Below are 22116 nucleotides of genomic sequence, written 5' to 3'. Positions count from 1 at the left end.
AGACTGGGGACCATGGAATCCGAGGCCGCCACCGCCGAGCGCCGCTCCGCGCGCTCCAGCCGCCCGCGCGCCGGGAAGCGCGCACCCCAGCGCGAGTCCGGCCGTGCGTCCGGCCGTGAGTCCAAGCGCGCGTCCCGGATCGCCAACGCCGAGGACGCCGCCCGCCGCGCGGCGGCGAGCCTGAGCGGGCTCATCGACCACCCGGCCGAGGGCAGCTCGGAGGTCAGCCGCGGCGAGGAGGGGAACTGGCGGGTCTGCGTGGACGTCGTGGAGCTGCGCCGGATCCCGGACACGATGAGCCTGATGGCCACCTACGAGGTCGACCTGGGGCAGGACGGCGACCTGCTCGGCTATCGCAGGCTTCGACGTTACCACCGGGGCACCGCCGACGCGTGAGCACGCCCGCCGCCCGGACCATCCCGACCCGAGGAGCAACGCCGCCGTGACTGTCCTGACCAACGACGTCATCTACGCCCGCCGGAGCGGCACGTTGTACGACGTGCTGGAGCTGATCCTGGACCGCGGCATGGTCATCGACGCCTTCATCCGAATATCGCTGGTGGGCATCGAGATCATCAAGATCGACGCCCGGATCGTGGTCGCCAGCGTCGACACCTACCTGCGCTTCGCCGACGTCTGCAACCGGCTTGATCTGGAGCACGACCGCACCACCCGCACCGTGCCCGAGCTGTTCGGCGGCATGTCGGGCAGCGCCGCCAAGGGCGCGGCGAAGAAGGGCGGCAAGAAGGCGATCAGCTCGGCCGGCGAGAAGGCCAAGGGCCTGAAGGACTCGCTGATCGGCGGCGACGAGGACGAGCACGGCTCGCGACGCCACAAGGGCAAGCAGAAGCAGGAGGCCTGATCGTGCGCCTGTATGTGTACGGCGTGACCACCGCGGCCGAGGGCGCCGTGCCCGCCGGGCTCAGCGGCGTGGGAGGAGCGTCCGCGCCGGTGCGGCTGCTGCCGGCCGGGCCGATCGCGGCCGTGGTCAGCCCGGCGCCGGCGCTGGTGCGCGCCCGGCGCCGCGACGTGATGGCGCATCAGGAGGTGCTCACCCGCCTCTCCCGCACGGCACCGCTGCTACCGGCCACCTTCGGCCTGATCGCCGAGGACGAGCCGTCGCTGCGCGCGTCGCTCGAGCGGGACGCCGAGGCGAAGCTCGCCGCGCTCGAGCGGGTGCGCGGCCGGGCCGAGATGAACTTGAAGGTCGCGGCGGTCGAGCGCGGGCTGGCCGAGCTGGTCCGGGGGAGCGAGAAGCTCCGCAGGCTGCGTGCCGAGGTCGAGCGCAACCCCGACTACACCGCGCGGATCCGGCTGGGAGAGGCCGTGGCCGACGGTCTGCGGCAGCGGGCCGAACTCGTGGCCGAGGAGGCACGGCGTCTTCTCTTCGACCTGGTCGAGGACGCGGTGCCGGGTCCCGAGGCCGACGGGTACGTCGCCAACATCAGCTTCCTGGTGGACCTCGGGCAGCTCGACGCGGTCTCCGAGGCGGTCGAACGCCTCGCCGCGGAAGCCGCCTCGCACGCGGAGCTGCGCCTGACCGGCCCGCTGCCCTGCTACAGCTTCTGCGCGCAGCCGACGCCGCAGCCGGTCGGGGTGTGACGGGGTCATGGGACTGATCTCGGGACTGCTGCTCCTGCCGCTGGCGCCGGTGCGGGGGACGGCGTGGGTGGCGGATCTGCTGCTGGACACGGCGGAACGGGAGCTCTACAGCGCCGACGCGCTCCGGGCCCAGCTGGCCGCGCTCAACCACGCCTACGAGGACGGAGACCTCGGCGAGGAGGAGTTCGAGGCGGAGGAGGACCGCCTGCTCGACCTGCTCGAGCAGGCCCAGGAAAAAGCCAAGGCAGGCCACGGAGCGAGAAGAGACACGTGAAATGGACAAAACCTGCAGGACTGCGATGGCCGCGGCGGTGGCGGGCGGCTACTTCTTGGGGCGGACGAAGAAGGCGAAGCTCGCCCTGGGACTCGCCATGTTCGCCGCGGGGCGACGGCTGAAGCTCTCGCCCGGCGACCTGGCCGCCGCGGGCATGCGCCAGCTAACGGAGAACCCGCAGCTGGCGGGCCTGCGCGATCAGGTGCGCGACGATCTTCTCGGCGCGGTCAAGACGGCCGCGACCGCCGCGGTGGACCGCCAGGTCAGCTCGTTGAGCGGTTCGCTGCGCGACCGGACCGAGGCGATGGCGAAGCTGCACGAGCAGGGCGGCCCGTCAGAGGACGAGGAAGCCGAGGAAGACGAAGACGAGGGCCAGGAGGCCGACGAGGACTACGAGGACTACGAGGACGAGGCAGAGGACGAAGGCTACGAGGAAGAACCCCCGCGTCCGAAGCCGAAGAAGCGCGCGGCCGCCAAGAAGGCGCCGGCCAAGAAGACGCCGGGCCGCCACCCTGCCAAGGCGGGGCGGTGAGCGGGATGGCGAAGGAGGATGAGGACTCGAAGAAGGGCGGCGGGCTCGAGGAACTGGGCAAGGAGCTCGTCAACTACCTCAGCCATGTGGCCCAGGGCCTCGTCGACAAGTCCGAGGGCAAGATCGGCGACGTCGTCGGGCGGCTGACCGACTCGGCGATCTCGTCGGAGGACGCCTCGCCCGCGATGAAGGCGGGCGCGCGGGCGCTGAAGGGTGAGAACCCGGCGAGCTCGTTCTTCAAGGAGCGGGCCAAGGGCTTCGGCGGCAAGGTCAAGAACGCCATCCCGGGGATGGGCGGGGGCGACGGCGACGGCGGCGGAGGCGGTGGCGGAGGCGGTGGCAACATCAAGGTCATCAACATCATCGAGTCCATCGACGTGCCCGTGCCCCTCCGCAAGGTCTACGACCAGTGGACGCAGCTCGAAGAGTTCGGCTCGATGGTCAAGGGCGTGCAGAGCGTCGACGCGAAGGACGAGGTCACCACCAGCTGGAAGGCCAAGATCGCGTTCTCGAACCGGAGCTGGACCGCGACGGTGCAGGAGCAGGTCCCGGACGAGCGGATCCACTGGACCTCCGAGGGCGCCAAGGGCAGCACGGAGGGCGTGGTCACCTTCCACGAGCTGGGCCCGAACCTCACCCGGATCGTCGTCGTGGTCGAGTACACGCCGGCCGGATTCTTCGAGAAGACCGCGAACATCTGGCGGGCCCAGGGCCGGCGGCTGCGGCTCGACCTCAAGCACTTCGCCCGGCACGTGTCGCTGCACCTGGACGAGGACGTCGAGGGCTGGCGCGGCGAGATCCAGGACGGCGAGGTCGTCAGCTCCGGCGAGGAAGAGGAGCCGGAGGAGGGCGAGGAGGAGTACGAGGGCGAGGACGGCGAGGGCGAGGGCGAGGAAGAGGGCTACGACGAGGACGAAGACGAAGACGAGGACTACGACGACGAGGACTACGACGAAGACGAGGATGAGGAAGAGGATGACCGGCGTTAACACGGCGACCACGGACCGCTACGGACACCGCACCGACCGAGATCCCTCGCCCTGGGCCGCACCGGCGACCGCCAGCCTCGCCGACGTGCTGGAACGGGTGCTGGACAAGGGGATCGTGATCGTCGGCGACGTGAAGATCGACCTGCTCGACATCGAACTGCTGACGATCCGGCTGCGGCTGTTCATCTCGTCGGTGGAGACGGCGCGCAAGGCCGGGGTCGACTGGTGGGAGACCGATCCGGCGCTCTCCTCGACCGGCGCGCTGCACGAGGCCGAGCGGCAGCAGCTGCTCGAACGCGTCGCCCAGCTCGAACAGCTCGTCGGCGAATCGGCGGGAGCGTGAATGGTGGGCGCGTTCGCCGAAATCGAGGTCAGCACCCTGACGTGTATCTTCGCGGTTCAGGACACTGACGGCGGCCCGCCCGTCGGCTGCGGCGGATACGCGGGCGGCTCGGCCCCCTACCGGCTGGCGCTCGGTGGCGAGGCCGCCGGCCTGGTGGTGGTCGCGCAGGACGTGCCCGCCGCCGAGTTCTCCGAGGAGGCGTTGCGCGGCCGGCTCGCCGATCCGGCGGATCTCGAGGTCCTCGCGCGCACGCATCACTCGATCGTCACCACGGTCGCGGCCTCCGGCCCGGTGATTCCGCTGCCCTTCGCGACCCTGTTCACCGACGCGGACCGGGCCGCCGCGTCGCTCGAGGCCAAAGCCGGCCAGTTCCGCGCGCTCCTCGACCGACTGCGCGATCACGCGGAGTGGGCGGTGAAGGTCTACGCGAAGCAGATCGGCGCACCCCGAGACGGCGCGGAGCCGCCTCGATCGCCGTCGGCATCCGTGCCCGCGCCCGGGGCCGGCCGGGCGTATCTCGACCGGGTGCGCGCCCGTCGGCAGGATCAGGAGGCCAAGCAGGCGGCTGCACTGGCCGAGGTCGAGCGGATCGACGCGGCTATCAGGGCTCTGGCCGACGGCGCGGTCCGCCGCCGTCCGCACGGCGCTCAGGTGACCGGCAAGCACCGCGTCCAACTGTTCAACGGCGCGTATCTGGTGAACGTGGACCACGCCGAGCAGCTGCACGCCGCGATCGACGCGCTGCGGGCGGACACCGTCGCCGTCGAGATCGAGGCGTCTGGGCCCTGGGTGCCGTATTCGTTCGCTGAAACGAGTACTGAATCATGCCTCTGATCGAACGCGCTCACCCCTGGACCGGCCCGGACAGCGACGCGCCGGTCGGCGTGCCGCTGGTGGACCTGCTCGACCGGGTGCTGGCGACCGGCGTGGTCGTCGAAGGCGACCTCGTGATCGCGCTGGCGGACGTCCCGCTGATCCGGCTCTCGTTGCGCGCGCTGCTCGCCTCGGTCAGCGACAGCCTACCGGCGCCCTGGCACGAGGGCGGGCCGCTGTGAGCACCGCGACCACCGCACGGGTGGACCTCGACCCGGCCGAACCCGCGCGTGATCTGGCTTGCCTGGTCCTGACCGTAGTCGAGTTGCTGCGCCAGCTGATGGAACGCCAGGCGATCCGGCGGATCGATCGGGGCGATCTTTCGCCTGACCGCGAAGAGCGGCTCGGCACCGCGCTGATGCTGCTGGACGAACGTATGACGCAACTGTGTGAAAGCCACGGCATCGGGCGCGAAGACCTAGGCCTGGACCTCGGCCCGCTCGGCACTCTGCTCGCCGACGACTGGTGATGCGGACGCGTCCGGCACGGGTTGCTCACGACGCGGCAGCAGTAGCGGGCTGGCGAGGATGAGCAGCCCGGCGACCGTAAGGGCCGTCTGCGTGCTCGTCACTCCGGCGAGCAGTCCACCGAGTGCGGTGAACGTCGCGATCGAGGCCTGCTGCCCGATCGACCAGGCCGACAGAGTGCGGGCGACGCGGTGCTGCGGGGTCTGCTCGAGCCGGTAGGTGGCGAGGACCGGGTTGTACAGGCTCATGCTGACGATGATCGCCAGCTCGACGGCTATCACGGTGAGCAGGCCGACGACGCCGGGGCGGATGAAGGCCAACCCGATCAGCCAGACCGCGCGCAGCGCGCCGACGATCCGGAACACCCGGTGCCGGCCGTAGTGGGCCACGAACCGGCTGGCGAGGCGCGAGCCGATGAGACCGCCGACACAGGGTGCTGCGAAAGCGAGACCGTACTGCCAGGGCGGGAATCCGAGCTGGCGCAGCAGGCGCACCGCCAGCAGCGGCTCGGTGGCCATGATCAGGCCGCCCACGGTCAGGTTGTTGAGGTAGAGCGCGCGCAGGACCGGATGGGTCAGGATGTGGCGCCAGCCCTCGAGCAGGTCCCCGGCCCGTACCCGGCCTTTGCCGGCCGACGGCGCCGGAGCCTCGTCCCGGCCGCCGATCGCCAGGACGCCCAGCGCCGAGAGCAGGTAGCTCAGTCCGTCGGCCACCACCGTCGTCACCGGGCCGAACACACCGATCGCCGCGCCGCCCAGCGGCGGCCCTACGGCGATGGAGCTCCAGTTCGTCGACTCGAACCGCGCGTTCGCCACCAGCAGGTCCGCCGGTTGAACCAGGGTCTTGAGATAAGCGCCGCTGGCCGAATTGAAGACGATCTTGGCTGTGGCCAGCACGGCTGAGACGGCGAGCAGTTGCGCGAAGCTCAGCACGCCGAACGCGTAGGCGACCGGAACCGTGGCCATCGCCGCGAACCGGGCCAGGTCCATCGCGATCATGACCGGGCGTTTACGGCGCAATTCCACCCACGGTGCGAGCGGTAGCGCGAGCAGCGCGCCCACGGCCGTCCGATCGCGGAGAGCGCGGAGACCTGCGCCGGTCCGGCGTGCAGCACCAGGACGGCGATCAGCGGGAACGCCCCGAAGCCCAGCCCCGACCCGTACGCGCTGACCGCATACGCCGCCCACAGCCAGCCGAAACGCCGCCCCAGAGTCCGTCGTCCGGCCACCCCGCACACCCGCCTTCCACAACGCTTCGTTGACCGTGCCGAATCCAATCAAGGCGAAGCCGGCGGGTCAAGCAACTGACTCTGCGGCAAGGCACAACCTCTGGTTGTTCAGGTAGAGTCCGGCGCGTGGACATCGAAGCCGTGCGCACCTTCGTCGCCGTCGTGGACAACTCCAGGTTCCAGGAGGCCGCCGACGCGCTCTCGATCACCCAGCAGGCCGTCTCCAAGCGCATCGCGGCACTGGAGAAGGACCTCGACGTGCGCCTGTTCATCCGCACCGCTCGAGGCGCCCGGCTCACCGTCGACGGCCAGGCGTTCCTGCCGCACGCGCGCGAACTGCTGCGGGTGGCGGAGCGGGCGGACGCTTCGGTCCGGCCCGGCCGGCGCGCGCTGCGGATCGACGTCGTCAACCGGCGCGTCGCGTCCGCGGTGCTGCTGCAGGACTTCTACCGCACGCACCCCGAGATCGAGCTGGACGTCGTCACCCTGGACGCCGACGTCGACGCCGCGGCTGCCGCCGTCGCGGCCGGGACGATCGACGCGACCTTCCACGGCGTGCCGCCGCAACGGCTTCTGCCCGAGAAGGTCCGCACCGGCCCGGTGATCGCGGAGCCGCATGAGCTTCTGGTCGGACCGCGCCATCCGCTCGCCAACGCCCGCTCCGTCACGCCCGCGCAGCTGGCCGGACACCGGATCTGGATGCCCGGCCTGGGCGCCCGGGGCGAGGTGGCCGACTACTACGCCGAGCTCGCCGCCGCGTTCGGGCTCACCATCGACATGATCGGCCCGGTGTTCGGCAACGAGGCCCTGCTCGACGAGCTCGCCGACTCGGCGGACCTGGCGACGCTGGTCGGTGTGCGGTCCCGGTACATGTGGCCGGACAGCTACGACCTTCGCCGCATCCTGATTCGCGACCCGTCGCCGATCTACCCGCTGTCGCTGATCTGGCGCGGCGACAACGCCCATCCGGCGCTCGCGACCCTGCGCGACTACCTCGGATCCAGGCGGTCAGACACGCCGGAAAGCGCGTGCTGGACACCGAAATGGGACGTCCCGGCTATCCGGCGTGCAGCTTGAGCAGAGCCATCAGGTCCTCATGGCCGATCGAGCGGATCAGCTGCTTGCGTTGCCCGGTCCGCTTGCGGTTCTCGGCTTCGAGGGCGATCCCCTTGCCCGGTGCGGAGGCCATGCCGTCCCACGCCAGGATGTCCACCCGGCCCGAGATCGCGCTGACCGCCCTCGCCCCGGCCCGCGCCAGCGCCGACTTCAGATCGCTCCGGCTCAGCCCGCCGTGCTCGCCGCTGACCAGGATCGTCTTACCGGCCAACGGACCCGTCGCCGTCAGGGCACTGAACCAGTTCGGCGCGGGCCTCGTGCCGGCCGCGCGGACGGCCCAGCTCGACGGCCCGCCGCCGAGCGGCCGGGAGACGTCATCCGGTGCGGCGAGCGGCCGCGGCAGGGCGGCGGCCAGCTGCCTGGTCCGCACACCTGCGGCGAGAATCAGCTCTCGTATGCCGCCGGCGTCCACCGTGCGGGCCGCGGCCTCGAGGAGACGGAACGCGGTGACCGCGTCGTCGAGCGCGCGGTGGTTCGGCTGGGCCTGAAGATTCAGCGTCTCGGCGAGATTCGAGAGTTTGTAGGACCGGGCCGGCCAGACCCGCCGCGCTGTCTCGAGCGAACACAGGAATTCGAGGTCTGGCAAAGGAAGTCCGAACACCGCACAGCTCTGCTCGAAGACCTTCATCTCGAAGCTCGCGTTATGCGTGATCAGCAGCCGGCCGTCGATGAACTCGAGCATCTCCTTGAGTACGACGTCGAATTCGTCGGCGTCGCGGGCCTCCGGCGGCATCAGCGCGTAGGCCGGATCCCACCGCCGCTGCACGTCGTAGGGTGCTCGAGGCCTGATGAGCCGGTGGAAGGTGGCGATCGGAGCCCACTGCTCGGACACCGCCACCATGCCGACCTCCCACACGCTGGCGCCGTGCAGGTTCGCGGTCTCGAAGTCGATCGCGACCCAGGATTCCCGGGTGGACGGCGGCTGCTGCAACTTCGACTCCTTCTCGCCCGGTCACGGAGGTGGCGATCATGAGCACCTTAGCAAACCGGGTTTGCGCCCGGCGCCGCGCGGTTACCCGACGCTTCCGAAAACGACTGAGTCGGCTGGAGGCTGGAACCTGATGGCTGGTGAAGTACGTGAAGCAGAATTGGAGTCCGATCGGACGGCGCGGCAGATCGGGCGGATGGCGCTGACTTTCCTCGCCGTCGCCGCCCTGGTGGTGAGCGCGTTCGTGGATTGGGCCGGGCCGCTGGTCGGCGACAAGCTGACGCTCAAGGCGCTCGTGAACACCGAGTTCCACACCCAGAGTGATTTCACCAAGACGGTCGGTGCGCTGGCCATTCTGGTCGCACTGGTCGCGTTGCTCGGTCTGGTGGATCGCACCGGCTGGGTGACGCGGCTGGCCGGAGCGGCGTCGCTGATCATCTTCGTGATGTTCGCGGTGCAGGCCTACCGGTACTTCGGCGACGACGCGGGCGCGGCCGTCCACCACAGCCGCGTCGGCGTCTGGCTGCTCCTCGGCAGCGGGGTGCTGCTGCTGATCGGCGGCTTCCTCGGCGCGAGGGTGGTGGCCGTCCCCGCGGTCGTCGAGGCCGAGATGGCACGCGAGGCGCGCGCGGAGAACCGGGCGCGCCTGCGTGACTAGGCCGTCGAGTCCCCACTCGCGGTGATCGCCTGTTGCCGGTTCGTGCTGAGCGAGCCGGCATCGGCGTCTTCCGGCGCCGGCGCGTTCCGCTCGATCCAGGCGTCCATCCGGAGCCACTGCTCGCGCAGCCACTGCTCGCGCTGCGCCTCCTCGGCCGGGATCGCCTCCACCGGGACCGTCCACCAGGTCGCCTCCACCGGCGTGGTCAACGGCACCGCGACCCAGGCGTCGCGCACCGACTCGATCCAGTCCAGCCCGGTGTGCGCCAGGAACGCGACCTGGGTGCCGGCCGGCGCGGCGTCGATCGCCGCGAACAGGCCGGAGCTGTGCGGCGGCAGGACGTGCTCGAGCTTGCGGGCCGTCGGCAGCAGCTTGGCGCGACGCGCGCGCAGCCGCTCGATCAGCCTGCTGCGACGCGCGGTGGTGAACTTGCAGCCCTCCGGGAAGATGACGAGCGCGTCGTCCGGCCCGAGCGTGCCCGCGATCGTGGCGATGCGGTCGGGGACGCGGCGCCGCTGGTCCGGCTCGAGCCCGACGAAGCAGTTGGGCGTGCGGCGCAACAGTATGTCGATGAAGGGATCCATCGTCAGCAGACGGCTGAGCACCACCCGGGGATGGTGCCCGGAGACCGCCAGCAGGCCGTAGACCAGCAGGAAGGAATCGCCCGGACCGGCGTGCCGCGCGGCGAGGATCATCGGCCCGCGCGGAAGCAAGGGAGCGGGGGAGGGCGGCGCTATCTGCAGGTCGAAATGCCGGCAGGCGGTGCGGTAGAGGCGTCCGAGCGATCGGTGTAAGAGCTCGTAGTGGGCCTCCGGCCCGGCCCTGCGCAGCCGAGCCAGCTGCCACAGGCCGGTCGCCTCCACCGCCAGATAGCTGCGGGCGAACGCTGCGAAGCGGCCGGCGCGCCGGCTGACGAGCGTCGCGACGGGCAGCAGAAGCGCCGCGAGCAGCACGCAGAGTGCGAACAGGGCGAAGCCGGCGATCCGGCGCGGCAGCGTGTGGCGTAGCAGAAACCTGATGATCACAGCCCGGCCGCCCCGAGGTACGCGGCGGACGCGACGTACGCGCGCTCGATGCGGTCGCCGGTCCGTCCGTAGTCCCGGTAACGCAGGTAGCGTCCCCAGTCGCCGGACGCCGGCGGCGTGGCGCCGGAGGGCAGCAGGTGCGCCTCGACGCCGTCCGGCAGGTCGGCCAGGGTGCGGTGCAGGCGATGGCGCCGGGAGATCTCGAAGGCCACGGAGGCCACCTCCCACGGCTGACGCGGAACGCCCAACGCGTGCTCGACCCGCCCGGCGTGCAGGATGAAGATCCGGGTGGCGCCGAGCTCGACCGCGCGGCCCGCGGGCACGCTGTCCACCAGGCCGCCGTCGAGGAAATGCTCGCCCCGGTAGGCGACCGGCGGGAGCAGCCCGGGCACGGCGCTGGAGGCGAGCACGGCCGGCACTACCGGCCCGGAGTCGAACCACACCTCGGCGGCGCGTTCGATACACGCCGCTACACACTCGAAACGCACCGCGAGGTCAGCGAACTCATAGTCGCCCAACGCGTCCTCGAGCAGCCGCCGCAGCGGTACGTTGGAGTGGAAGTGGGTCCGGCTGCGCAGCGCGGTGCTCACCCGCCCGGCGAACGAGCCCTCGAACACGCCGCTCGCCTCCAGGCCGGTCCACACCGCCTCGAGCCGGGCGACCCGCTCCGGGCCCGGCTGCGCGGCGAAGAACGCGCCGTTGACGGCCCCGACCGAGGTGCCCAGGATCAGATCCGGCTTGATCCCGGCGTCCATCAGCGCGCGCAGCATCCCCACCTCGCAGGCGCCGCGCGATCCGCCCCCGCCGAAGACGAAGGCCGTGGTCGGATTGGTCGCACCGCGTGGTCGCACGGTCATCCTCTGTTCTCCTCCGCTGGGCCGCAGGACAGGAGACGGATAACCGCTGCGAACCGGGTTATTACGTCCGGGTGCGGGTGAGCGAGTCCGTCAGGGCACTGTCGACGTCGGGGAACCTGCGAAGAGCTGATCCGCCCAGCCGGGCTCGGTATCGCCCGGTCGTGGGCGGTACTCGCCGACCTTCGGCTGTCCGCAACGGCGCTCGGCTTGGATGAGTGGGGGCATTCGATACTGGAGACGACCGCGCTGACGGACGGTGACGACGCACCGGAGACCTCAAGCGGCGCGCTAATGCGATTTGATGATCGGCTGAGTGTGGGTGGGGCCTGGAGTGGCTTGTCGGGTCGGTGTGGTGATCGTTGTGGTGTGGGCGGCCGCTCCGTGTCGCCTGTTTTGTCTGTCCACCTGCCCACCCGTTGCGTTGGTGGGGTGGGCTGGGGTTTTAAGCTTTCGCCTCCGGCTGGGGCCCTTCTCTCGGAGAGAGATGCCGGGGTCTGTGGGGTGCTGTTGTTGGTGGGGCGGGCTGACGTTGGGGGTGGTGGGGTTGCGGGTGTGTGCTCTCTCCTCGGTCGGTCCCCGGAGGCAATCAGGGACCTGTCGGGAGGTCAAGCGGCGGTGGCTTGGGTTGATGCTTGATTCTGCATGGCGCCGCTTGACCTCCCGGCAGAACCCTGATCGGGCTTCGCCTGCCCGACCGAGGAGAGAGCCCACCCCCTGGGGGAGTGGTGCGAGCTGCGCTCGGGCCGAATCCCGTCCGGTGGCCGGCCACGATCGATGCGGAAGGATCCTGCATCACCGTGATCCGCCATCCCGACCTTCGATCCGTGCGATGGGTCGGTGCTCCGGTCGCGCTTGCTGCTGAATCGTGCATCGCCTTGGTGCGGTCGGCCCCGATCCCAGATCTCGCGGCAGAATCCTGCAGGCCAGCCGTGCCCGTCGCGGAAGAATGCTGCATCGCCGTGGCGCGATCCATCCGGTGCTCCCGCGATGTGCGGGATCGCGCGGAGCGGTCGCACCCCGAGGGGAGATCCTGCACCGTTGCCGGCCCCACCTGCCCAGCCACCCCGTCCACCACTCTCACGTCACAAGCCCCGACCCTCGTACTCTTCCATGCTAGATGCCACCACCGACAAAAACCGCGTATCTGGTCTTTGCCGGATAAATAAAATTTCTGGGGATTTGCGGGCACTCGGGTATGTTCCCCGGCGTTGAAGGAGTAGAGAAGAAGACAGCGGCCTGGAACGGCGATGCAGGATTCTTCCTGATCGAGCGTGATCGCGCCGCGGGACGGGAATCGGCCCGAGCGCAGCTCGCACCACTCCCCAGGGGGTGGGCTCTCTCCTCGGTCGGGCAGGCGAAGCCCGATCAGGGTTCTGCCGGGAGGTCAAGCGGCGCGATGCAAGATCGAGCATCAACGAGGGCCGCCGCCGCTTGACCTCCCGGCAGGTCCCTGATTGCCTCCGGGGACCGACCGAGGAGAGAGCACACCCCCGGCACCCGACCACCCCGAACCCGAGCCCGCCCCACAAACGACAGCACCCGAAGGACCCCGGCACTCTCTCCGAGGGAAGGGCCTGCCAGCGGCGCCTTTCGATCTTGAAACTGCAACACGCCCGGCTAACGCAACGGGTGGGCGGGTGGTCAGACGAAGCGGCCGCCCACGACCCAACGATCACCACGCTGACCCGGCAAGCCACCCCACCCCATGAGCGCTCAACCGATCATCAATTCGCAGTGAAGCCGCGCATCACCATCCGGAAGTCGCCGAGACGTCCTGACGATTGCCTGACCCGCGCGGTCAGGCAGCGATCAGGCCTCTGATCAGACTTAAGAGCAGTTCGACTTCCACCGGCTTGGTCACGTGCCCGTCGAAGCCGGCGGCGAGGCTGCGTTCGCGGTCGGCTTCGGCGGCGCGGGCGGTGACGGCGATGATGGGCAGGTACGCGGACGAGGGGGTGGCGCGTATCCGCGCGGTGGTCGCGTAGCCGTCGAGGCCCGGCATCATCAAGTCCATCAGGATCAGGCTCACGTCCGGGGTGCGCTGGAGCATCTCGATCGCCTCGAAGCCGCTGTCGGCGGCGAGGGCGGTCAGGCCGTACAGCTCCAGGGCGCTGACGAGGGCGAAGACGTTGCGCACGTCGTCGTCGACGATCAGCACCTTCTCGCCGCCGAAGCGGATCCTGCCGTAGCCGGGGTCCGCCACCTCGACGGTGAGCTCGTCGGCGCTGGGGGCGCTGGTGAGCCAGTGCAGGGTCAGCCGCTCGGTGGCCTGCCCGGCCGAGCGGGCGATCTCGGCCCGGGAGTGGCCGCGGGCGGCCTCGGCCGCGCGGTCGGCCGCCGAGGGGTCGCCGTCCGGGGCGAAGAACACGGCCGGGATGTCGGGCAGGGCGGAGGCGAGTCGGTCGGCCATGGCGGCCAGCGCCTCGTGCGGCCCGCGCGCGTCGAGCAGGGCGCACAGGATCTGGTAGCGCGCGGCGGCTTCCCGCAGCTGCTCGGGGGAGTGCACCCGCAGCACCTTGGCACTGTCCCAGGCGCCGCCGAGCCCGCGCACCACGTTGCTCGCCATCGCGTACATCGGCTCGAGCCCGTCCGGCGTGTCCGCGTTCTCGAACACCGCGATCGCCGGCAGGTCGTTCGCCCCGATCCGCGGCGGCTCGGACCCGGTCCGGGAGGCGCGTGTGGATCCGTCGGCCGCGGCGCGGGCGGCGCTGCCCCGCTCCTCGAGCAGCTGCGCGCGTTCCGCGATCGCGTTGAACAGCCGGACCAGCTCCGCGACATCGTCGGTCTCACCCGGCACGATCGGCGCGCGCGCCGCGACGTCTCCGGCGTGGAACGAGCGCATCGCCCGCAGCAGGCCGGCGAGACGTCCGCCTCCGGCCTCGTGGACGCCGCTCAATTGCTCCTCCTGCCTTCACCGTCACGGTGATCGCGGTCCGCCCGCACAGCGAAGCTATCAGGCCGCACCCCCCTCGCGGCACCCGTGGTGCGCCGCCGAGTCGCGGTTTATCCGTGCCCTGAGCGGTTATCCGTGAGGCCGGGCCGATGCGGGGAGGTCCGCAGATCAGCGACGTGAAGGGTTGTGGGAATTGAGCACCGTGGACACCATGCCGGTGCCCCGCGCACGAATCGTGGGCCGCGCCCGGCCCGGTGGCCGAGGACGTTCGCTCGCGCCGCGGGTGCGCACCACCGAGATGCGAGCGCTGGACTGGCAGCTCGCCGGCGCCTGCCGGACCGAGACCGAGGAGCTGTTCTTCGGCCCGGTGGCGATCCGGGAGGAGCGCCGGGAGAAGTCGCGGCGGATACGCGAGGCCAAGCGCGTCTGCGCACGCTGCCCGGTCTGGGAGCTGTGCCGCGGCTATGCGCTGGAGAACGAGGAAGAGTTCGGGGTGTGGGGCGGCCTGAGCGAACTGGAGCGCTGGGAGCTGATCAACGAGCAGCGGGTCCGGCGGCGCTGACCACGCGCGTCGCCCCCGCAATGGACGCCCCGACAGGACAACGCACCCCGACCGGCCGCAGGATCGAGCCGGAGGCGAACGTGGCGGTCACCAATGTGGGCCTGGTCGTGCACGGCGGGCGGCCCGAAGCGGCGCAGGCCGCCGAGGACGTCCGGCAGTGGTGCTCCCGCAACACCGTGCAGTGCACCGACCTCGACGTGTGGAGCGAGGGCGGTCGGCGCAGCGCGCGCGAAGAGATGCGCGCGGCCGGCCGGCCCGACCTGATCGTCACGCTCGGCGGGGACGGCACGTTCTTGCGCGGCGCCCGGCTCGCGGCCAAGAACGACGCGCTCGTGCTCGGCGTCGACGTGGGGCGGGTGGGCTTTCTCACCGAGGTCCCGGCCGCGCGGGTGCGTTCCGCGCTGAACGCGGTGCACGAGGGCCGGTTCGAGACCGACGTCCGGATGCTGCTCGCGGTGCGCGCCTCCCGGCGCTTGGAGGTGCCCTCCGAGCTGGAGAGCCTGATGGTCTACGACCGCGGCCGTCGGTTGCCCCCGCCGCAGGTGACCGGGGACGAGGCCGGCGGCGAAGGCGTTCCGCTCGACGTGCACGCACTGAACGATGTCGTGGTGGAGAAGCTGGCTCGGGACCGGCAGGTCTCGGTCGGCGTGTACGTCGACGGCCGGCTCCTGGCTTCGTACTCGGCCGACGCGCTGCTGGTCGCCACCCCTACCGGCTCGACCGCCTACAGCTTCGCGGCCGGCGGCCCGGTCGTCTCGCCGTGCGCCGAGGGCCTGGTGTTCACGCCGGTGGCGCCGCACATGACGTTCAACCGATCGGTGGTCACGGGGCCGGGGGAGCAGGTCGGTCTGCGCATCCTCGAGAAGTCCGCGCAGGCCGTCGTCACGATCGACGGCGAGGTCCGCGGCGTGCTCGACCCGGGGGACTGGATCTCGGTGTATACGGCCATGGATCGGCTGCGGGCCGTGCGGCTGGCGCCGATGGACTTCTACAGCCGGCTGCGCAACCGGATGAACCTGACCGACGCCCCGGCCGCGGTCGCGGATGGCGCGCCCGTGCCCCCTCCGCCGCTGGCCCGCTGAGGGAGCGCCGCCGGTCCGCTCCTCAGCGCAGGCGTTGCGCGGCCGCGAAGATACGTCGGGGGCACTCGGTGGCGAACCATTCGAGGTAGCCCGGGTCCGTGTAGCCGCGCGGCGTCATCTCGATCAGCAGCAGCAGTTGCATGTAGAGGTGGTAGAGCGAGATGCGCCGTTCCGCGGCCTGGCCGGCCTCGATCGTGCCGCCCGCGCGCAGATATCCGGCTCTGATATCAGGGTCCTGGTCGGCTCGGCCGAACACGTCCATGCCGACGAACTCCATCAGCGGGTCGCCCCAGATCATCCGCTCGCCGTCTATCAGACCCGTGATGCGGCGCGCGGTCCCGTCGGGCGGAGTGGAGACGAAGATGTTGCCAGTCCACAGATCGAAGTGGACGAGTACGGGTTCGATGATCTCGGCAAGGTGGACGGTGTTGTCCGCGACCAACTGCCGCAGCTCGTCGGCTGGCAGCGGCAGCGCGACGTTGTAGCGTTCTGCGTCACGCAGCAGTTCGCCGAGCATCGCCGTGTAGGCCTCCGGCCAGGAGTCGGCGGACAGTTCCCGGACGGCCGGGTAGCCGAATCTTCCGTTGGGGTTGGTCACCGTGTGCAGGCGCGCTGCCGTCGCCCCGAGTTCGGTGCGCAGCGCAGCTTTCTCCGCGTCGTCGAGGTCGGCGTCGACCGAGTCCCAGGTGACGCCCTCGAGCGCGGCCAGCACCAGGAAGTCGCCGTCGATGGCGGCACGTTCGAACCCTGAATAGAGTACCTCGGGCAGCGGCACGCCCGAGATCGCGGCGGCCCGGAAGAACACGTCCTCGCCGCGCATGATGTCCCGCTCGTAGCCGAGGAGCGCAGCCGCGGGACCCGGGGAGATCTTGAGCACGACGTCCCGGCCGTCCTCGAGCAGGATCCGGTACGCCGCATTGAAGAAGCCGTCGTTCAGCTCGGTGCACCGGGCGATCGCGGCCCCGGGCCCGAAGGCCTCGCGCAACAGCACGGCCACGGTCGCTTCGTCGACGCGGCGCTTGGTCAGACTGTCGGGCACAGGCGGCATCCTTCGATCAGATGATCGTCCTTCGGGTGGCTGTCACCTTAGCGGGAACGGGCCCGCACAGCGCGGCGCCCGCCGACGTCTTGGCTGCCAGTCGGCGGGCGGCGCTGGGCCCTCCCGCGGGCTTGAGGGGCGGGGCGGGAGGCTCGGCACCGCGGAACGGGGGGAGAGTCCGTCGGTGCCTCGACGTCGGGTACCCGGGCCGCGGATCCTGACACGGGGGCGCACCATGATTCTTTCGGTGCGCGGCCGGGACCCCTCCGGAGCAGGGTCCTTACTGGTCGGCCCCGCCGCGCGCGGCGTGCGCCCGCGTCGGCGCCGTGCCAGTCCAGGCACAGCACCGTGGCGTCGTCCTGCATGTTGCCGTGGGAGGCCCGGATGACCGCTTCGGTCACGCTGCGGACGAACTCGCGCGGGCGCTCCGCGGTCTCGCGCATCAGGCGGCGCAGGTCGACGGCCTCCGCCTGGCGTTCCTGCGCGCCGTCGGTGTAGAGCAGGAGGCGGTCGCCGGGGCGCAGGTCGAGATCCTGGACCCGGTGCGGACGCGCTTCGAGCAGGCCGAAGGGCATGTCGACCTCAAGGTGTGGTGCCATCACCGCGCCGTCGCGCAGGATCAGCGGCCAGGGGTGGCGGGCGTTGACGATCTGGGCGCTGCCGCCGTCGAGGGCGAGGCGCAGCAGCTGGCCGGTGGCGAAGGTCCCGCGGCCGTGGTGTCGTAGTCGAGCACGTAGTCGTAGCTGTCGCCCGCGATCGCGTTGGCCGGCACCAGCGCACAAGCCAGAGCGAACTCGGCCGCTTCGCAGGAGGGGGCCGTGGGCAGCAGCTGCCGCTGGATCTCCGCGGCCAGGCTGATCGGCGCGGCGCGCCGGCCCTGCTGGGTGTCGGTCTCCTCGGTCACCCGGACCATCTTCAGCCCGACGATGTCGAGGTGCTACCACGTCCAGCGACGCCACCGGCGAGGCGTTCTCCGCCTCGGCGAGGACGTCCGCCAGGATGATCCTGTCCCCGTTCATGCTCCGCCTTCCCGCGCTGCCCGCCCTCTCCTCAAGGAGGCGCCGCGTACCCGCGAGAGTCGATCTTCAAGCGCAGCCGGCCGCGTGAATCCCCGGCGCTTCCTTCGCTTCTCACAGCTTCGGTCAAGGTCCGCTGCACATCTCATGGCAATCTCATGGAGCGCTCACTGGACCTAGAGGTGATCGGCTTTAGATTCTCAGGCCGACCGGGGGCGTGGCGCTCGTCCGCCGCCGGTCCCCGTCTCGCCCGAATCAATGATCGAGGACCTTGTATGTTCCTTACCTATCTGGGCCGTGAGCTGCGCAGGCGCAGCCGCCAAGCCCTGGTCATCGCCCTGGGCCTCGCCATCGGGATCGGGCTGGCCATCTCGGTGGACGCGGCCTCCAACGGCGCGAAGGCCGCGCAGGCGCAGGTGCTCAAATCCCTTTACGGAGTCGGCACCGACATCACCGTGACGCAGACCGCGACCCGCGGCACCGGCGGCGGCCAGTCCTTCGGCATCACCGGCCAGCAGCAGACCTCCGGCGGGACGAAGAGCACCTCGGCCACCCAGGACGTCGCGTCGGTCGCGCCCGGCACCGGGACGATCGCCACCTCGACCCTGGACGAGATCAAGGGCGGCACCGGCGTCTCCGCGGCGGTCGGCAGCCTCAGCCTGGTCGACTTCAAAGTGTCCGGCACGCTGAGCCAGACCATCACCCAGGACAAGTCGAGCGGCAACTCGGGCAGCGGGTTCCCCGGCGGTTCGCGCCAGCCGCAGCCCGGCTTCACCGCCGGCCCGCCCCGGGGCAACTTCGACTTCAATCAGACCACGATGGAAGGCGTCGACGTCACGGCGCCCGCCATGGGCCCGATGTCGACGCTCGCGGTGAGCTCCGGCCGGGCGCTCGCGGCTTCTGACGCCTCGTCCGCGGTGGCGCTGGTCAACAGCAGCTACGCGACGCAGAACAGCATCAAGGTCGGCGCGACCGAGTCCCTCGGCGGCACCAAGTTCACCGTCGTCGGCATCGTGAGCACCACCGCGGCGCAGGACTATTTCATCCCGCTGGCCGAGGCGCAGAAGATCTCGAGCCAGACGGGCAAGGTCACCACGGTCTACGTCAAGGCCGCCAGCAGCACCCAGATCGACTCCGTCGCCGCGCAGATCAAGAAGACCGCGTCCGGCGCCACCGTCTCCACCTCGGCCGACCTGGCCAACTCGGTCTCCGGCTCGCTCGCCTCCACCACCTCGCTGCTCGACAGCCTCGGCAAGTGGCTCGCCATCGGCGTGCTCGCGGTCGCGTTCCTGGTCGCGGTGCTCTTCACGATGTCCGCGGTGGGCCGGCGCACCCGGGAGTTCGGCACCCTCAAGGCGATCGGCTGGACCTCGCGCCGGGTGGTGCGCCAGGTGGTCGGCGAGTCGATCGTCACCGGCCTGGTCGGCGGCGCGCTCGGCATCGGGCTCGGCTTCCTCGGTGCCTACACGATCGACAAGGTCGCCCCGGCTCTGTCCGCCTCGTCCTCGACCAGCAGCGCTAGCAACACCGCGGGCGGCTTCCCCGGCGGCGGCGGTTTCCCCGGCGGTGGCGGTGGCGGCGGCTTCGCGACCGCGGCGCCCAACGGCGGCGGCGGCGCGCGGACGGCCGGAGCGGGCCGCGGCGCCGGCGACATCACGGTGCACCTGACCGCGCCGGTGCACCTGAACATCCTGCTGATCGCGGTCGGTCTCGCGGTGCTGGGCGGCCTGATCGCCGGTACGGCCGGCGGCTGGCGTGCCTCCTCCCTCCGCCCGGCCGACGCTCTGAGCAAGGTCGCCTAGGACCTGCGTCTCCGGGCTTTCGCTTCCGAAGGAACAACATGTATGAGATCAGTGGTCTGACCAAGGTTTATCAGGGCAAGGGCAAGAACGAGAAGGTGAACGCGCTTCAGGGCGTGGACGTGGTGATCCCGGACAACGACATGCTCGCGATCCAGGGTCCGACCGGGCATGGGAAGTCGACGCTACTGCAGTTGCTGGGCGGTCTGGACCGGCCGACGGGCGGTTCGCTGAAGTTCGACGGCCAGGAGATGGCGAAGATGGGGGAGATGTCGCTGACGAAGCTGCGTGCGCAGAACTTCGGCTACATCTTCCAGGGCTTCAACCTGATCCCGACCCTCACCGCGCAGGAGAACGTCGAGACGGCGCTCGTGCCGATGGGTGTCTCCAAGGCCGAGCGGCGCGAGCGCGCGGCGAAGGCGCTGGCCGAGGTCGGTCTGGGCGACCGGAGCGGCCACCTGCAGACGGAGCTCTCCGGCGGCCAGCAGCAGCGTGTCGCGATCGCGCGGGCGCTGGTGAAGGAGCCGAAGGTGATCCTGGCCGACGAGCCGACCGGAAACCTCGACGAGGAGACCCGGGACGACATCTTCGGCCTGCTGGAGAACCTGTGGGCGGACCGAGGCCTGACCGTGATCATGGTCACGCACGACTCCGTGCTGGCCAAGCGCGTGCCCCGGCTGGCGCAGATCAAGCACGGCAAGCTCACCATCAAGCGTGACGGCAGGGCCAAGCAGGCGGCGTGACCCGCCGACGGGTGCCCCGGGCGCGGGGCACCCGTCTCGGTCGGCTGGCTGCTGATACAAGCGCGGCGCGGCGGTGTGCCGATCGCGCGCGCTCGGGCACGACCCCTAGCGGCGCGCGCCGACGCCGTTCGCGCTGGTCATCTGGTAGCTGCGCCAGGCCTGCGCGCCGGCCATGGACGCGTGCCGCGCCTGGCGCATCCGGTCCGCCGCCATGGTGCTGGGCGAGACCTCCTTGCGCGCCATCCACTGCCGCGTCGCGCGGGTCAGGGCGAGGCCGATCAGGCCGCTGCCGGCAGCGGCCACCATCATGCCCGCGCCGGCCACGATCGCGCCGATCTTGATCATCCGGAAATCGAGCATGAACGCCGCTTCTTCGGAATTCGTCATACATTCACCCTGCAACACCTCGGCGCCCTCGCGCGCCCGCACCGCTCATCCGGGTGACGGCGCCGCCACTCTCGCGCGGGCCTCGTCCAGCGTCTCGGTGGTGGGGAAGAGCACCTGGGCGCCGCTGAGCGCGAGCAGCCGCACCACCTGCTCCGGCGGCGCGGCCAGCACCAGCCGGCCGCCCGCCTCCTCGGCCCGGCGGCGCAGCCGGATCAGCGCGTTGAAGCCGGACGAGTCGCAGAAGGTGACCGCGGACAGGTCCAGGATCAGGTTGTGCCGCTCCTCCACCGCGTGGGCGCCGCGCTGGTAGAGCTCGGGAGCGGCGAGCAGGTCGAGGTCGCCGGACATCGCCAGCACCGCGGCCTTCTCGTGCTCCCCGGTGATCTCGCGGATCTCCATCGGGCTGCTCATGACGCTCGCTTCCTCGAGGCTTGGCTTGCTTGCCGGCGCTCGGCCATCTCAGCCCGACGCGATCTCGCCGCCGAGGGCGGAGAGGACCTTCTCGGCTCCAGTGTGGAGGGGATCAGCGGCGTCCACACCGGTCCGGGCGCGACGGCGTTGACCCGGATGCCGCGTTTCGCCAGGGCCTGGGCGAGCGAGTAGGCGACGGCGACGTCCGCGCCTTCCTTCGCGGAGCCGACGGCCGTGGCGCGGCCGATGCCCGAGTCGCCGCCGGTGATCAAGGCCTTGCGGCCGGCCGGCAGGCCCCGGCCGCGGTATCCGGCCATCGAGTCCCGAGGCAGCGGGTACACGGCGCCGATGGTGCCGGGCGCGTCCTGCTGCCGGCGCAGAAAGGCCGAGCCCTCGCGCATGCAGTCGCTCATGTCTGCTCCTGCCCGGGTTCGGTCGATCATTCCGGGACTCCGTCCGTTACCCGGCCCGGCCCGTTCCATGCGTGCGTATCCAGCGGATTCCCGGGTACTGGCCGTGCCGTTTCATCGTCGGAGAAGGAGAAGCGAGATGGGCACGAACAACACCAGCACGGCCTCGGCGCGCTCGTTCGACCGGCCCTCGCTCGAGGGCAGGGAGATCGCCTTCCTGATCGCGCCCGAGGGCGCCGAGGAGTCCGAGACGATGCGGCCCTGGGAAGCGGTGGCCCAGGCCGGCGGCCACCCGGTGCTGATCAGCCCGACGGAGGGCGAGGCGCAGCTGTTCGACCATCTCGACCGCGGCCGCACGATGCAGGTGGACCGGACCCTGACGGCGGCCAGCCCGGCCGATTACGACGCGCTCGTGCTGCCCGGCGGAGTGGCGAACCCCGACATGCTCCGCACCGACCCGGAGGCCGTCGCGTTCGCGCGCGCGTTCTTCGAGGCCGGCAAGCCGGTCGCGGCGATCTGCCACGCGCCGTGGCTGCTGGTGGAGGCGGGCCTGGTCGAGGACCGCGCGCTGACCTCGTGGCCGAGCCTGCACACGGACGTGACGAACGCCGGCGGCAACTGGCGCGACGAGGAGGTCGTGGTCTGCGAGAGCGGCCCGAACACGTTGATCACCAGTCGCAAGCCGCAGGACCTGCCGGCCTTCTGCGACACTTTCGTCGAACAGTTCGCCCAGGCCGTCGCCCGCTGACTTACCGTGCCGGATCTGGCAGGGTGTCGGATCGCCTTCAGGAGCCGGTCTCTGACGAGTCGTCAGTCAGTACGTCACGCGCGGACCGATTCGGCGGCGCCGGCGCGGGCAGATGCTAGGGTCCGAATGAATAA

24 protein-coding genes and 3 pseudogenes are annotated in these 22116 nt (G+C 70.8%); 17 read left to right on the top strand and 10 right to left on the bottom strand.

The genetic code is table 11. The features are described from left to right. The first annotated feature begins 12 nt into the window (after positions 1 to 12). Genes ACTRO_RS12040 through ACTRO_RS11995 form a run of 10 tightly spaced genes read left to right on the top strand, consistent with a single transcriptional unit; the run spans position 13 to position 5082 of the window. On the top strand, positions 13 to 396 hold the full coding sequence (locus ACTRO_RS12040) for a gas vesicle protein GvpO (RefSeq protein ID WP_084316187.1): 384 nt from the start codon (positions 13 to 15) through the stop codon (positions 394 to 396). A gap of 46 nt (positions 397 to 442) precedes the next feature. Next, on the top strand, positions 443 to 862 hold the full coding sequence (gvpJ, locus tag ACTRO_RS43185) for a gas vesicle protein GvpJ (RefSeq protein WP_063627980.1): 420 nt from the start codon (positions 443 to 445) through the stop codon (positions 860 to 862). A gap of 2 nt (positions 863 to 864) precedes the next feature. Next, positions 865 to 1602 (top strand): GvpL/GvpF family gas vesicle protein, encoded by a 738-nt coding sequence (locus tag ACTRO_RS12030; protein ID WP_211244208.1) that lies wholly within the window; start codon positions 865 to 867, stop codon positions 1600 to 1602. Between the two features lie 7 nt (positions 1603 to 1609). Continuing rightward, positions 1610 to 1876 carry a gas vesicle protein GvpG gene (locus ACTRO_RS12025; protein WP_034263231.1) on the top strand — a complete coding sequence of 89 codons (267 nt, stop codon included), beginning with the start codon at positions 1610 to 1612 and terminating at the stop codon, positions 1874 to 1876. 1 nt (position 1877) lies between these two features. Continuing rightward, positions 1878 to 2408 (top strand): hypothetical protein, encoded by a 531-nt coding sequence (locus ACTRO_RS12020; RefSeq protein WP_034263230.1) that lies wholly within the window; start codon positions 1878 to 1880, stop codon positions 2406 to 2408. A gap of 5 nt (positions 2409 to 2413) precedes the next feature. After that, positions 2414 to 3397 carry an SRPBCC family protein gene (locus ACTRO_RS12015; RefSeq protein ID WP_034263228.1) on the top strand — a complete coding sequence of 328 codons (984 nt, stop codon included), beginning with the start codon at positions 2414 to 2416 and terminating at the stop codon, positions 3395 to 3397. Beyond that, entirely contained in the window at positions 3384 to 3740 is a 357-nt protein-coding gene (locus ACTRO_RS12010; RefSeq protein ID WP_051450695.1) for a gas vesicle protein, read from the top strand. Before ACTRO_RS12015 ends, ACTRO_RS12010 begins: the two co-directional genes overlap by 14 nt. Beyond that, positions 3741 to 4574 (top strand): GvpL/GvpF family gas vesicle protein, encoded by an 834-nt coding sequence (locus ACTRO_RS12005; protein ID WP_034263226.1) that lies wholly within the window; start codon positions 3741 to 3743, stop codon positions 4572 to 4574. Further along, positions 4565 to 4795 (top strand): gas vesicle protein, encoded by a 231-nt coding sequence (locus ACTRO_RS12000; protein ID WP_034263223.1) that lies wholly within the window; start codon positions 4565 to 4567, stop codon positions 4793 to 4795. The genes ACTRO_RS12005 and ACTRO_RS12000 overlap by 10 nt, the downstream gene beginning before the upstream one ends. After that, complete coding sequence (locus ACTRO_RS11995; RefSeq protein WP_034263221.1) at positions 4792 to 5082, top strand: gas vesicle protein K; 291 nt, start codon at positions 4792 to 4794, stop codon at positions 5080 to 5082. Before ACTRO_RS12000 ends, ACTRO_RS11995 begins: the two co-directional genes overlap by 4 nt. Here ACTRO_RS11995 and ACTRO_RS11990 read toward each other — a convergent pair. After that, positions 5032 to 6308: pseudogene (locus tag ACTRO_RS11990) on the bottom strand (MFS transporter). The gene ACTRO_RS11995 and the pseudogene ACTRO_RS11990 sit on opposite strands and share 51 nt — an antisense overlap. A 126-nt stretch (positions 6309 to 6434) precedes the next feature. Between ACTRO_RS11990 and ACTRO_RS11985 the strand changes: the two are divergent. After that, positions 6435 to 7385 carry a LysR family transcriptional regulator gene (locus ACTRO_RS11985; RefSeq protein WP_034263220.1) on the top strand — a complete coding sequence of 317 codons (951 nt, stop codon included), beginning with the start codon at positions 6435 to 6437 and terminating at the stop codon, positions 7383 to 7385. On the opposite strand, the gene ACTRO_RS11980 is transcribed toward ACTRO_RS11985, so the two are convergent. Next, the gene (locus ACTRO_RS11980; protein WP_034263219.1) at positions 7366 to 8355 is read right to left on the bottom strand and encodes an exonuclease domain-containing protein; all 990 of its coding nucleotides are present in this window, start codon (positions 8353 to 8355) and stop codon (positions 7366 to 7368) included. The two genes, ACTRO_RS11985 and ACTRO_RS11980, sit on opposite strands and share 20 nt — an antisense overlap. Here ACTRO_RS11980 and ACTRO_RS11975 point away from each other — a divergent pair. Then, positions 8336 to 9010 (top strand): hypothetical protein, encoded by a 675-nt coding sequence (locus tag ACTRO_RS11975; RefSeq protein ID WP_157436082.1) that lies wholly within the window; start codon positions 8336 to 8338, stop codon positions 9008 to 9010. The genes ACTRO_RS11980 and ACTRO_RS11975 overlap by 20 nt on opposite strands. Here the strand turns inward: ACTRO_RS11975 and ACTRO_RS11970 are convergent. The 3 genes from ACTRO_RS11970 to ACTRO_RS48830 all read right to left on the bottom strand — a co-directional run bounded on the left by ACTRO_RS11970 (position 9007) and on the right by ACTRO_RS48830 (position 13788). Continuing rightward, the gene (locus tag ACTRO_RS11970; RefSeq protein ID WP_051450694.1) at positions 9007 to 10035 is read right to left on the bottom strand and encodes a 1-acyl-sn-glycerol-3-phosphate acyltransferase; all 1029 of its coding nucleotides are present in this window, start codon (positions 10033 to 10035) and stop codon (positions 9007 to 9009) included. The two genes, ACTRO_RS11975 and ACTRO_RS11970, sit on opposite strands and share 4 nt — an antisense overlap. After that, positions 10032 to 10892 carry a patatin-like phospholipase family protein gene (locus ACTRO_RS11965; RefSeq protein WP_051450693.1) on the bottom strand — a complete coding sequence of 287 codons (861 nt, stop codon included), beginning with the start codon at positions 10890 to 10892 and terminating at the stop codon, positions 10032 to 10034. The genes ACTRO_RS11970 and ACTRO_RS11965 overlap by 4 nt, the downstream gene beginning before the upstream one ends. A gap of 1798 nt (positions 10893 to 12690) precedes the next feature. Continuing rightward, entirely contained in the window at positions 12691 to 13788 is a 1098-nt protein-coding gene (locus ACTRO_RS48830) for a response regulator (protein WP_063627979.1), read from the bottom strand. Positions 13789 to 13987: 199 nt separating this feature from the next. Between ACTRO_RS48830 and ACTRO_RS11955 the strand changes: the two genes are divergently transcribed. Together ACTRO_RS11955 and ACTRO_RS11950 are read left to right on the top strand one after the other, a co-directional pair. Then, entirely contained in the window at positions 13988 to 14347 is a 360-nt protein-coding gene (locus ACTRO_RS11955) for a WhiB family transcriptional regulator (RefSeq protein ID WP_342673760.1), read from the top strand. A gap of 80 nt (positions 14348 to 14427) precedes the next feature. After that, complete coding sequence (locus ACTRO_RS11950) at positions 14428 to 15429, top strand: NAD(+)/NADH kinase (RefSeq protein WP_051452363.1); 1002 nt, start codon at positions 14428 to 14430, stop codon at positions 15427 to 15429. A gap of 22 nt (positions 15430 to 15451) precedes the next feature. On the opposite strand, the gene ACTRO_RS11945 is transcribed toward ACTRO_RS11950, so the two are convergent. Together ACTRO_RS11945 and ACTRO_RS50900 are read right to left on the bottom strand one after the other, a co-directional pair. Continuing rightward, a complete protein-coding gene (locus ACTRO_RS11945; protein WP_051450692.1) occupies positions 15452 to 16468 on the bottom strand; it encodes a phosphotransferase family protein in 1017 nt (338 codons plus the stop codon). A 296-nt stretch (positions 16469 to 16764) separates the two neighbouring features. Beyond that, positions 16765 to 17345 (bottom strand): annotated as a pseudogene (locus ACTRO_RS50900) (PP2C family protein-serine/threonine phosphatase); the annotation flags it as partial. A 414-nt stretch (positions 17346 to 17759) separates the two neighbouring features. Here ACTRO_RS50900 and ACTRO_RS11935 point away from each other — a divergent pair. After that, a complete protein-coding gene (locus ACTRO_RS11935) occupies positions 17760 to 19286 on the top strand; it encodes an ABC transporter permease (protein WP_034263216.1) in 1527 nt (508 codons plus the stop codon). A 38-nt stretch (positions 19287 to 19324) separates the two neighbouring features. Continuing rightward, positions 19325 to 20026 carry an ABC transporter ATP-binding protein gene (locus tag ACTRO_RS11930; RefSeq protein ID WP_034263215.1) on the top strand — a complete coding sequence of 234 codons (702 nt, stop codon included), beginning with the start codon at positions 19325 to 19327 and terminating at the stop codon, positions 20024 to 20026. 105 nt (positions 20027 to 20131) lie between these two features. Here ACTRO_RS11930 and ACTRO_RS11925 read toward each other — a convergent pair whose 3' ends face one another. From ACTRO_RS11925 to ACTRO_RS51395, 3 genes and pseudogenes are all read right to left on the bottom strand, one after another. Then, positions 20132 to 20413, bottom strand: coding sequence for a hypothetical protein (locus ACTRO_RS11925; protein WP_157436080.1), 282 nt, complete (start codon positions 20411 to 20413; stop codon positions 20132 to 20134). Between the two features lie 45 nt (positions 20414 to 20458). Further along, complete coding sequence (locus tag ACTRO_RS11920; protein ID WP_051450691.1) at positions 20459 to 20824, bottom strand: STAS domain-containing protein; 366 nt, start codon at positions 20822 to 20824, stop codon at positions 20459 to 20461. A gap of 188 nt (positions 20825 to 21012) precedes the next feature. Further along, positions 21013 to 21225 (bottom strand): annotated as a pseudogene (locus tag ACTRO_RS51395) (NAD(P)-dependent oxidoreductase); the annotation flags it as partial. Between the two features lie 148 nt (positions 21226 to 21373). Here ACTRO_RS51395 and ACTRO_RS11910 point away from each other — a divergent pair. Next, positions 21374 to 21982 carry a type 1 glutamine amidotransferase domain-containing protein gene (locus ACTRO_RS11910; RefSeq protein WP_084316184.1) on the top strand — a complete coding sequence of 203 codons (609 nt, stop codon included), beginning with the start codon at positions 21374 to 21376 and terminating at the stop codon, positions 21980 to 21982. The last annotated feature ends 134 nt before the right edge of the window (positions 21983 to 22116 follow it).

Origin of the sequence: Actinospica robiniae DSM 44927, assembly GCF_000504285.1 — a bacterium.
GTDB lineage: Bacteria > Actinomycetota > Actinomycetes > Streptomycetales > Catenulisporaceae > Actinospica > Actinospica robiniae.
The sequence above is the reverse complement of the archived record's forward strand: the minus strand, read 5'-3'. Positions and strand labels throughout refer to the sequence as shown.

What these genes read in the sequence shown, in the direction of transcription:
- ACTRO_RS12010 (WP_051450695.1), top strand. Translation starts at nt 3,384, where the DNA reads ATGACCGGCGTTAACACGGCGACCACGGACCGCTACGGACACCGCACC.
- ACTRO_RS11920 (WP_051450691.1), bottom strand. Translation starts at nt 20,824, where the DNA reads ATGAGCAGCCCGATGGAGATCCGCGAGATCACCGGGGAGCACGAGAAG.
- ACTRO_RS11965 (WP_051450693.1), bottom strand. Translation starts at nt 10,892, where the DNA reads ATGACCGTGCGACCACGCGGTGCGACCAATCCGACCACGGCCTTCGTC.
- ACTRO_RS12025 (WP_034263231.1), top strand. Translation starts at nt 1,610, where the DNA reads ATGGGACTGATCTCGGGACTGCTGCTCCTGCCGCTGGCGCCGGTGCGG.
- ACTRO_RS11925 (WP_157436080.1), bottom strand. Translation starts at nt 20,413, where the DNA reads ATGACGAATTCCGAAGAAGCGGCGTTCATGCTCGATTTCCGGATGATC.
- ACTRO_RS12005 (WP_034263226.1), top strand. Translation starts at nt 3,741, where the DNA reads ATGGTGGGCGCGTTCGCCGAAATCGAGGTCAGCACCCTGACGTGTATC.
- ACTRO_RS11935 (WP_034263216.1), top strand. Translation starts at nt 17,760, where the DNA reads ATGTTCCTTACCTATCTGGGCCGTGAGCTGCGCAGGCGCAGCCGCCAA.
- ACTRO_RS12015 (WP_034263228.1), top strand. Translation starts at nt 2,414, where the DNA reads ATGGCGAAGGAGGATGAGGACTCGAAGAAGGGCGGCGGGCTCGAGGAA.
- ACTRO_RS12020 (WP_034263230.1), top strand. Translation starts at nt 1,878, where the DNA reads ATGGACAAAACCTGCAGGACTGCGATGGCCGCGGCGGTGGCGGGCGGC.
- ACTRO_RS11930 (WP_034263215.1), top strand. Translation starts at nt 19,325, where the DNA reads ATGTATGAGATCAGTGGTCTGACCAAGGTTTATCAGGGCAAGGGCAAG.
- ACTRO_RS12040 (WP_084316187.1), top strand. Translation starts at nt 13, where the DNA reads ATGGAATCCGAGGCCGCCACCGCCGAGCGCCGCTCCGCGCGCTCCAGC.
- ACTRO_RS12000 (WP_034263223.1), top strand. Translation starts at nt 4,565, where the DNA reads ATGCCTCTGATCGAACGCGCTCACCCCTGGACCGGCCCGGACAGCGAC.
- ACTRO_RS11910 (WP_084316184.1), top strand. Translation starts at nt 21,374, where the DNA reads ATGGGCACGAACAACACCAGCACGGCCTCGGCGCGCTCGTTCGACCGG.